Genomic DNA, 8,957 nt, shown 5'->3' with positions numbered 1-8,957 from the left:
TCGACCTCAATGTCCTGGCGCGATAGCATGCAAAACTGTTCGCGATGTCCTCGCACATCTGTTCGCGATGTCCCCAGTCCAAACAAAGGGGAGAAGGAGGTGCTCAGGCGGCGCCTGAACGGCTTAATATCATGCTCCGGCGCGCCGACCGGCGCTGCTCGACGGCGTCGGCAAGGCCGTGCAGCACCGTTTCGGTGGTTTCCCAGTCGATACAGCCGTCGGTGATGCTCTGGCCATAGACGAGCGGCTTGCCGGGCACGACGTCCTGCCGGCCGGCGACAAGGTTGCTCTCGATCATGATGCCGATGATGCGCTCGTCGCCTGCCGCGATCTGGCCCGCCACGTCAGCCGCCACCAGCGGCTGGTTTTCCGGCTTCTTGTTGCTGTTGGCATGACTGACATCGATCATCAGCCGAGGTGCCACGCCGATCCGGCCGAGCTCAGCGGAGGCAGCAGCTATGCTTGCCGCGTCGTAGTTGGGCACAATGCCGCCGCGCAGGATGACGTGGCAGTCCTCGTTGCCGGTGGTCGTCGCGATGGCGCTGCGCCCACCTTTCGTCACCGCCATGAAATGGTGCGGCTGGGCGGCGGATTTCACGGCCTCGGCCGCGATCCGCAAATTGCCGTCGGTGCCGTTCTTGAAGCCGACCGGGCAGGACAGGCCTGATGCGAGTTCGCGGTGGATCTGGCTCTCGGTCGTGCGCGCGCCGATCGCGCCCCAGGCGACGAGGTCGGCAATATATTGCGGGGTGGCCATGTCGAGGAATTCGGTGGCCGCCGGAAGGCCGAGATTGTTGACGGCGGAGAGCACGTTGCGGGCCATCCGCAACCCCTTGTCGATGTTGAAGCTGCCGTCGAGGTCGGGATCGTTGATCAGCCCCTTCCAGCCGACCGTCGTGCGCGGTTTCTCGAAATAAACCCGCATCACGATCTCCAGCCGGTCCGACAGGCTTTCACGCAGCGATGCCAAACGGCTGGCATAGTCTACGGCGGCGGCCGGGTCGTGGATCGAACAGGGGCCGACGACGACCACCAGCCGATCGTCGGCGCCGGTCAGCACGGCGTGGATGGCATTGCGTGATGCGGCAACGGTGCGCGTCGCCGTCAGCGTGCGCGGTATTTCCCGCATCACCTCGTCGGGTGTGCTCAGTTCTCTGATTTCCTTGACCCGAAGATCGTCTGTGGTCGTCAACACGGCTTCTGCTCCTGATTGGGAGACCTGCCGGCTGAAACAAAAAAGCCGCCAGGTCTGGCGGCTGTTCGGATGTTATTGCTGCAATCTTCAGATCGAGCGCAATCCTCCCGCCGCCAGCGAGTAGCTAAAGTACCAAAACGAGGCGGTCAGGTGGATCATCCGGTTCATATAGTCGAAGCGTAGGCGCTTGTCACGTGTCTGGTGAGGAGGAGGTTTACTCCAGCCCATTCGCGATTGGCTGAACCCCCCGAACTTCGTCATCCTCGGGTCTGCGCCGCGTCGCTGCGCTCCTTGCTCCGCCCGTGGATGACGAAGTGATGGGCGGCGTTCCGCTCGACTTGCCGGCGTTATTCCGGCGACGACCCGGCGACGCTCTGGTCGTAATCGACCAGCGACCCGGTCATGACGCCGGACTGCGGGCTGATCATATAGCTGATCAACCGGGCAAGCTGTGCCGGCTTCACCAATTGACCCATCGGCTGCGCGGCCTCGGCCCTTTCCAGCCAGTCGTCCGGCGCGTCGTGCCATTTCTTCTGCACGATCGCTTCGCCCTCGGTGTCCATCCAGCCGGGCAGCACCGCATTGCAGCGGATGCGATTGCCGCGATAGGCATTGGCGACATTCTTGGTGAGTGTCGCCAGCGCTCCCTTGCTCGACGAATAGGGCGCCAGGAACGACTGGCCGCAATGCGCCGACATCGACAGCACGTTGACGATCGAGCCCGGTGCCTGGCGCGCCAGCAAATGCGCCACCACGCCCTGCATCAGGAAAAACGGGCCCCGCACATTGGTCTGGAATATCTGGTCGAACAGATCCTCGGAGGTCTCGACCAGCGAGCCGCGAGCCGAGGTGGCAGCGGCGTTGACCAGCGCGTTGACGGAACCAAAATGGCCAATCGCCGTTTCGACCGCACGCTTGCAGTCGGCCACTTTTGAGACGTCGGCGCTGATGAAGATGGCATCGACGCCTGCCCCGTTGAGGATGGCGACAGCCTTGTCGCCCTTCTCCTGCGAGCGGCCGATCAGTGCCAGCGCCCGGCAGCCCTCATCGGCCAGCGCTTCGGCGACGGCAAAGCCGATGCCTTGTGCGCCGCCGGTGACGATGGCGCGTGTTTCGGAATTGCGACCGGCTGAACCGTTCATCGCCTTGCTCCTGTGCTTGATAGTCAGATTGTTTTGTCGAGGCGGACGGTCTTGCCTTCCTTGGCCGATTTCAGCGCCGCATCCGCCAGCCTGAGCGCCACCAGCCCGTCCTTGCCGCTCGGCGCCGCCTTCTTGCCTGACGTCGCTGCCGCGATGAAGGCAGCGATCTCGTTGGCATAGGCGTCGAGATAACGGGTCATGAAGAAATCGTGCAGCGGCGGCCGCGTATAGCCCTTCTCATTGGCCAGTTCGATCGACACCGGCCGCTGGTTCTCGGCCGCAATCATGCCTTTCGAGCCATGCACCTCGATGCGCTGGTCGTAGCCGTAGGTGGCGCGGCGTGAGTTGGAAATGACGCATTGCTTGCCGGAGGCAGTTTCGAGGATGACGCTGACGCTGTCGAAGTCGCCGGCCTCGCCGATCTTCTTGTCGATCAGCACCGAAGCGTGAGCGCTGACCGCCACCGGCTCCTCGCCGAGCAGGAAGCGCGCCATGTCGAAATCATGAATGGTCATGTCGCGGAAGATGCCGCCCGAGCGGCCGATATAGTCGAGCGGCGGCGGGCCGGGATCGCGCGAGGTGATTGTCACCATTTCGACAGTGCCGATGGCGCCGTCGTCGATCGCCTTGCGCACGGCGGCAAAATGCGGATCGAAGCGGCGGTTGAAGCCGACCATCAGGGTGGCGCCGGCCTTGTCGACGACGGCCAGGCATTCTTCCACTCTGCCGGCGTCGAGATCGATCGGCTTTTCGCAGAAAATCGCCTTGCCCGCCTTGGCGAAGCGTTCGATCAGGTCGGCATGAGTGTCGGTCGGCGTGCAGATGACGACCGCGTCGATATCGCCGGCCTTCTCGATGGCATCGATGCTGCGCACTTCGGCGTCATAGGCAGAGGCCAGATCGGTCGCCGCCTTCTCGAAGGCATCGGCAACCGCAACCAGCCTGGCCTGCGGATTGGAACCAACGGCGCGGGCATGGACCTTGCCGATACGGCCGGCACCGAGAAGAGCAAAGCGAAGAGGCATGAAGAATTTTCCTTTGAGGATGGTTCGGAAGGGAGGGCGTGTCAGCGCCTGTGGCTCGGCGTTGGCCGTTACGCCGCAAGTTCCGCCTGCCCGGTCTTGGCGCCGGTGATGTAGGAGACGATATCGTTGCCGTCGGTGTCCTGCTTGCGCAAATTGGCGACGATGCGGCCGCGCCGGAAAACGACGATGCGGTCGACCAGGTCGAACACCTGGCGCATGTTGTGAGAGATCAGGATCAGCGGTTCGCCATTCTCCTTCAGCGTGCGGATGATGTTTTCGACCTGCATCGTCTCCTGCACGCCGAGTGCCGCCGTCGGCTCATCCATGATGATGAGCTTGGAAGCAAAGGTCGCGGTTCTGGCAATCGCCACGCACTGGCGCTGGCCGCCCGACATGTGGCGGATAGTATTGGAAAGATTGGGGATCTTGACCGCTGTCCGGACCAAGGCTGCCTCGGTCGCCTTGCGCATGAACTTGCGATCGAGGATCGAGAAGGGCCCGAGATTGAAAAGCACCCGCTCGCGGCCGAGGAACAGGTTCGACGGGACGTCGAGGTCGTCGGCGAGCGCCAGGTTCTGGAACACCGTCTCGATGCCCGCCTCGCGGGCTTCGATCGGGCCGGCAAAATTCACTTCCTTGCCGTCGAACCACATCCTGCCGCTGGTGCGCTGCTCGACGCCGGTGATCTGGCGTACGAAGGTCGATTTGCCAGCGCCGTTGTCGCCCATGATGGCGACGTGCTCGCCCTTGCGCAGCTCGAAGTTGGCACCCTCCAGCGCATGGACGCCGCCATAATACTTGGTCAGGTTTTCGGTCTTCAGGACGATGTCCGACATGATCAAGCCCTCATCGCCCGCAGGCGTTGGCGCCACTGGTCGAGTACGACTGCGCCGACGATGATCACGCCTTTGACCATCTCCTGATAATAGGCGTCGAGGCGCAGAAAGGTGAAGCCGGAGATGATGACGCCGAAGATCAGCGAGCCGATCACCGTCCCGATAATCGAACCGCGGCCGCCCGACAGCGAGACGCCGCCGATAACCGCCATGGCGATCGCGTCGAGCTCGTACATTACACCCATGCCGGCCTGGGCGGTGAGATTCTTGGAGCTCAGCACCACGGCGGCGAGCGCGGCGAGGACGCCGGCAATGACGTAGACGAGGATCTTGTGGTTGGCGATGTTGATGCCGGACATGCGCGCGGCGTCCTCATTGGAGCCGATTGCATAGCAGTGCTTGCCATATTTGGTGTAACTCAGGATCAGCTGGAACAGCACTGCGAGCGATATGAAAATGATGACCGGCATCAGCCCCTTGCCGATGGCGGCGAAACTCTCGGTCGGAAACGAGATCGGCTGCCCCTTTGACCACCATTTGGCGATGCCGCGTGCGGTGACCATCATGCCGAGCGTGGCGATGAACGGCGGGATGCGCGTGTAGGCGATCAAAGCGCCGTTGACCAGGCCGGCCAGCAGTCCGCAGCCGATCGCGACCAGCACCGGCACGATCACCGGCAGGTCGGTCCAGCCCTGGGCGATGAACATCGCCTTGGGGTTCGGGTTGCCGTTGACCGTCGCCACCTGGGCGAAGCTCATGGCGATCATTGCCGTGGCGCCGACGATCGAACCTGAGGACAGGTCGATGCCGCCGGTAATGATCACCTGCGTCACGCCGATGGCAATAATGCCGACGATCGACACCTGCAGGATGATGATCTGCAGGCGCGCTTCGTTGAAGATCGCATCGATATTGTCGCGGGTGTTGAACAGGAAGCTGTCGCCCAGGAAAACCCGGCCGATCAGCTCGAAAGCGCCGACCAGGATGACGAGCGCCAGGAAGACGTTGAATTCGGCCGGCCATGCGCGCCGCTTCGCATCATAGCTGAGCCCGCCGACGCCGTGAGATGTCTGTGCCAATCGTGCTTCCTCCGTCAGCCACGGTCTCCACTCGGCGCTGTTCAGGCCGAGAGGGAAAAAGCGGAGCGGCGCTGTCTTACTTCGGCGCGCCGCTCCGTATCGGACAGGTCCGCCTCAGTTCTTCTTCAGGAACTTGTCGATATTTGCCGGCGTGACCAGCTGGAACGGGATGTAGACCTTGTGCTCGACCTTCTCGCCCTTCGCCAGCTTGAGCGCCGCGTCAAGCGCGCCGGCACCCTGGCCGGCCGCGTCCTGGAACACCGTCGCATCGAGGTCGCCCGCCTGCATCGCGGCAAGCGCATCCTGGGTAGCGTCGACCCCGCCGACGACAACCGACTTCATGTCGATGTTGGCGGCCTTCATCGCCTGGATGGCGCCGATGGCGCTTTCGTCATTATTGGCGATGACGCCGTCGAACGGTTTGCCGGTCGACAGCCAGTTGGTCATCAGGTTCTGCGCTTCTTCGCGCTTCCAGTTCGACGTCTGCTTGTCGATGATCTTGATGAAGCTGCACTCCGGCGTGGCGATCACGTCGTCAATGTCCTTGGTGCGCTGCACCGCTGCCTGGTTCGACAGCTCGCCCATGATCACATAGACGTTGGCTTCAGTCTTGCCGGCCTCCTTGAACAGGCGGCAGACCTCCTTGGTCTCGAGCGTGCCGGAATCGGCTTCGTTCGAGGCGACGAAGGCCTGGTTTTCGGGCAGCGTGTCGACGTTGACCGGCTCGCGATTGACATAGACCAGTGGAATCTTGGCAGCGGCGGCTGCGTCCGACATCGCCTGAGTCGCCGAGGTGTCGACCGGGTTGACGATGATGGCGTCGACGCCTGAGGCGGCGAAGTTCTTGATCTGGTCGAGTTGCTTGGCGACGTCGTTCTGCGCATCCTCCACCTGCAGCTCGACGCCGTCCATGCCCTTGGCCTGTTCAATCATGCCGTTGCGCAGCACGGTGAGAAAATTGTCGTCGAACAACGCCATCGACACGCCGATCTTGGCAGCAAAGGCGGACGAACTCATCAGCGCCGCGAACGCGACGCCCAAAAGCAGTTTTTTCATTTTATTTCTCCTCCACATTGGTGTCCGGCTGCACCGATCTACCCGGAATCCCCGATCTCGCAGGGAATTCTCTCCCGATTGCCATTTTTGGTTCCGGAGGCATTTTGCCTGAAACAGATCTTCCGGAACGAAAGAACCAAAATTCTCAGTTGGTGAAATATTTATTCCATTTCGCTTGGGCGTCAAGCGAGATTTCGCCATGAGGAATGGATTTTCGGCATTTCGAGCGCTTTTAGACGGACGCTAACGCAAGCCAGGCCTGAAAGCGTTCTGATAGATTACATCATGTCTGCCGCCGATGACCGCGACGTCAGATGTTTTCCGGCAGATAAATGTCGAAGGGCAGAAAGGTCTGGCCCGGCGCATTCGCAGCGCCGGTCTCGATGGCATGCGCCATCAGCCCGACAAGCTCGCGGCAAAGCGCCGCCAGTGGCGTCGAGATCACCATGGTCAGGAAATTATCTGCCAGCGCCGCGCGGGAGTCGGGCGTGATCTCGTTGCAGACGACCGCCGGCATCTCAGCCGGCTTTGCCTCCCTCAGCGCCGAGATCGCGCCTTCCATGCCGCCACCGGCGACATAGCAACCGGCGAGATCAGGGTGGCGGGCCAGAAGCTCGATCATTGCATCATGTGTGATCTGGTTCGCTTCCAGATTGACCAACGTCTCGAGGAGAGTGAATTCCGGCGCCTGCTCGCGAAAGAAGGAGCGAAAACCGATCTCGCGAAGCTCATGGCCATGGAAGCGATGGCTGCCGACGAAGAGGGCAACCTTGCCAGGTCTCTTCGCGGCCTTCGAGATCATCCAGGCAGCGGTGCGGCCGACCTTGCGATTGTCCAGGCCAACATAGCCCTCGCGAATACCGGACGCAAAGTCGGAAAGCAGGGAGAACACCGGTACGCCATTGGCTTTGAGAGCCTCGACGGCGACCGTCAGCGTCGGGTGATCAGGCCCGACCAGGGCGACGGCCCTGGATTTGGCGGCCAGCTTGCGCATCCGCTCGACGATCTCGTCCGGCGCCAGCGAAGCGGCGAAGTCGATGGTGGCCACGCCGCGAAAGCGCGGCGACTGCGATACCGCCAGTTCAAGCTCGCGGGCAAATTCACTGTAGAAGACGTCCTCCCGTCTCAACAGCAGGAACCCGAGCCGGTATTCGGGCAATTCATGGCGCATCCGCTGCTTGATCAATCCGGCTGCGTGATAGCCGATGCTGGTCGCGGCCTCATAGACGCGGCGCGCGGTTTCCTCGCGCACCGGCAAGCGGTTGTTCAGCACCCGGTCGACGGTGGCAACGCTGACCCCCGAAATGCGCGCCAGGTCGGTGATCGTCGGCCGTTTCGCCATCGCTGCCTCATTCCACTGTTTGGCCCTTTTACACCATTCTGATGGAAAATGATAGAAACTATCTTTGTGATATTGAGCCTATCAGGGCTCGGCGTTATTTTGAACGCTGACCGAATATGATCGAGGCCTCCGCTATGGTGGATATTGGACTCCGAACCGGGAATACGAGCTCCGCAGCGGCGTCCCGACGCGACTACAGCCTGATCGGCCGCGACGCGAAGCTTGCCGTCGAGAGCGGGCTGGCGGCGGCCGAGTGGTATCACACCGACGTGCCGCGCAAGCAGATGAAGGAGCTGATGCAGCGCTCCGACGGCCCGGCGATCCGCGATACCATCGTCTGGCTCGGCGCCATGATCCTCAGCGGCGCCGGCGCCGCCTGGTTCTGGGGCAGCTGGTGGTGCGTGCCGTTCTTCTTCGTCTACGGCATCCTCTACGGTTCCTCCACCGATTCACGCTGGCACGAATGCGGCCACGGCACCGCTTTCAGGACGCAGTGGATGAACGACGTGGTCTATCAGGTCGCCTGCTTCATGATCATGCGCAACCCGGTGACCTGGCGCTGGAGCCACACGCGCCATCATACCGATACCATCATCGTCGGCCGCGATCCGGAGATCTCGGTGATGCGTCCGCCCGATCTGCTGCGCGTGGTGCTCAACTTCGTCGGCATTCTCGACGCCTGGCACGCGATGAGCGACATGCTGCGCAATGCAGCCGGTATCGTCAGTCCGGCCGAAAGAACCTTCATTCCCGACCAGGAGCAGCCGAAGGCAATTCGCATTGCCCGCATCTGGACGACAATCTATGCCGCGACCATTGCGCTGGCGCTCTATACCGCCTCGTTCCTGCCGCTGATGCTGGTCGGTCTGCCCAGGCTTTACGGTGCCTGGCACCATGTCATGGTCGGCCTGCTGCAGCATGGCGGCCTGGCTGAAAACGTCACCGATCACCGGCTCAACAGCCGCACCGTCTACATGAACCCGATAAGCCGCTTCATCTACTGGAACATGAACTACCATGTCGAGCATCACATGTTTCCCATGGTGCCCTATCACGCGCTGCCCAGGCTGCACGAACTGATCAAGCACGATCTGCCGGCGCCGACATCGTCCATCCTGGCCGGCTACCGCGAGATGATACCGGCTTTCCTGCGCCAGCTGCGCAATGAGGATTATTTCATCAAGCGCGAACTGCCGCCGACGGCGAGGCCCTATCGCGAGGATTTCCACAGCGATAACGCTGCTGTTGCGGTGGCTGCCGAATGACAAGCCCATGCCAAGGC

At 62.1% G+C, this 8,957-nt stretch carries 8 protein-coding genes; 1 reads left to right on the top strand and 7 read right to left on the bottom strand.

Annotation, left to right across the window (positions count from 1 at the left end; translation table 11 throughout):
- Nucleotides 1-103: 103 nt before the first annotated feature.
- The 7 genes from NKJ55_RS21905 to NKJ55_RS21875 form a co-directional block, all read right to left on the bottom strand.
- On the bottom strand, nt 104-1,195 hold the full coding sequence (locus NKJ55_RS21905) for a 3-deoxy-7-phosphoheptulonate synthase (protein WP_352451676.1): 1,092 nt from the start codon (nt 1,193-1,195) through the stop codon (nt 104-106).
- 347 nt (nt 1,196-1,542) lie between these two features.
- Entirely contained in the window at nt 1,543-2,337 is a 795-nt protein-coding gene (locus NKJ55_RS21900) for an SDR family oxidoreductase (RefSeq protein WP_352451675.1), read from the bottom strand.
- A gap of 23 nt (nt 2,338-2,360) precedes the next feature.
- Complete coding sequence (gene iolG / locus NKJ55_RS21895) at nt 2,361-3,362, bottom strand: inositol 2-dehydrogenase (protein ID WP_352451674.1); 1,002 nt, start codon at nt 3,360-3,362, stop codon at nt 2,361-2,363.
- 68 nt (nt 3,363-3,430) lie between these two features.
- Nucleotides 3,431-4,198 (bottom strand): ATP-binding cassette domain-containing protein, encoded by a 768-nt coding sequence (locus NKJ55_RS21890; RefSeq protein ID WP_254815918.1) that lies wholly within the window; start codon nt 4,196-4,198, stop codon nt 3,431-3,433.
- 2 nt (nt 4,199-4,200) lie between these two features.
- Nucleotides 4,201-5,277 (bottom strand): ABC transporter permease, encoded by a 1,077-nt coding sequence (locus NKJ55_RS21885; protein ID WP_292655972.1) that lies wholly within the window; start codon nt 5,275-5,277, stop codon nt 4,201-4,203.
- Nucleotides 5,278-5,391: 114 nt separating this feature from the next.
- Nucleotides 5,392-6,333 carry a sugar ABC transporter substrate-binding protein gene (locus NKJ55_RS21880; protein ID WP_352451673.1) on the bottom strand — a complete coding sequence of 314 codons (942 nt, stop codon included), beginning with the start codon at nt 6,331-6,333 and terminating at the stop codon, nt 5,392-5,394.
- Nucleotides 6,334-6,643: 310 nt separating this feature from the next.
- Nucleotides 6,644-7,675: a LacI family DNA-binding transcriptional regulator gene (locus NKJ55_RS21875; protein WP_023677522.1), complete on the bottom strand. Its 1,032-nt coding sequence runs from the start codon at nt 7,673-7,675 to the stop codon at nt 6,644-6,646.
- A gap of 137 nt (nt 7,676-7,812) precedes the next feature.
- Between NKJ55_RS21875 and NKJ55_RS21870 the strand changes: the two genes are divergently transcribed.
- On the top strand, nt 7,813-8,940 hold the full coding sequence (locus NKJ55_RS21870) for a fatty acid desaturase family protein (protein ID WP_352451672.1): 1,128 nt from the start codon (nt 7,813-7,815) through the stop codon (nt 8,938-8,940).
- Nucleotides 8,941-8,957: the final 17 nt, after the last annotated feature.

The sequence above is a fragment of the Mesorhizobium sp. M0106 genome (genome assembly GCF_040322715.1).
In the GTDB taxonomy this organism is placed as follows: domain Bacteria; phylum Pseudomonadota; class Alphaproteobacteria; order Rhizobiales; family Rhizobiaceae; genus Mesorhizobium.
This window is presented reverse-complemented; position numbering and strand designations above follow the sequence as displayed.

Coding starts and splice junctions, on each gene's coding strand:
- NKJ55_RS21900 (WP_352451675.1), bottom strand. CDS start 2,337: ATGAACGGTTCAGCCGGTCGCAATTCCGAAACACGCGCCATCGTCACC.
- iolG (WP_352451674.1), bottom strand. CDS start 3,362: ATGCCTCTTCGCTTTGCTCTTCTCGGTGCCGGCCGTATCGGCAAGGTC.
- NKJ55_RS21890 (WP_254815918.1), bottom strand. CDS start 4,198: ATGTCGGACATCGTCCTGAAGACCGAAAACCTGACCAAGTATTATGGC.
- NKJ55_RS21880 (WP_352451673.1), bottom strand. CDS start 6,333: ATGAAAAAACTGCTTTTGGGCGTCGCGTTCGCGGCGCTGATGAGTTCG.
- NKJ55_RS21875 (WP_023677522.1), bottom strand. CDS start 7,675: ATGGCGAAACGGCCGACGATCACCGACCTGGCGCGCATTTCGGGGGTC.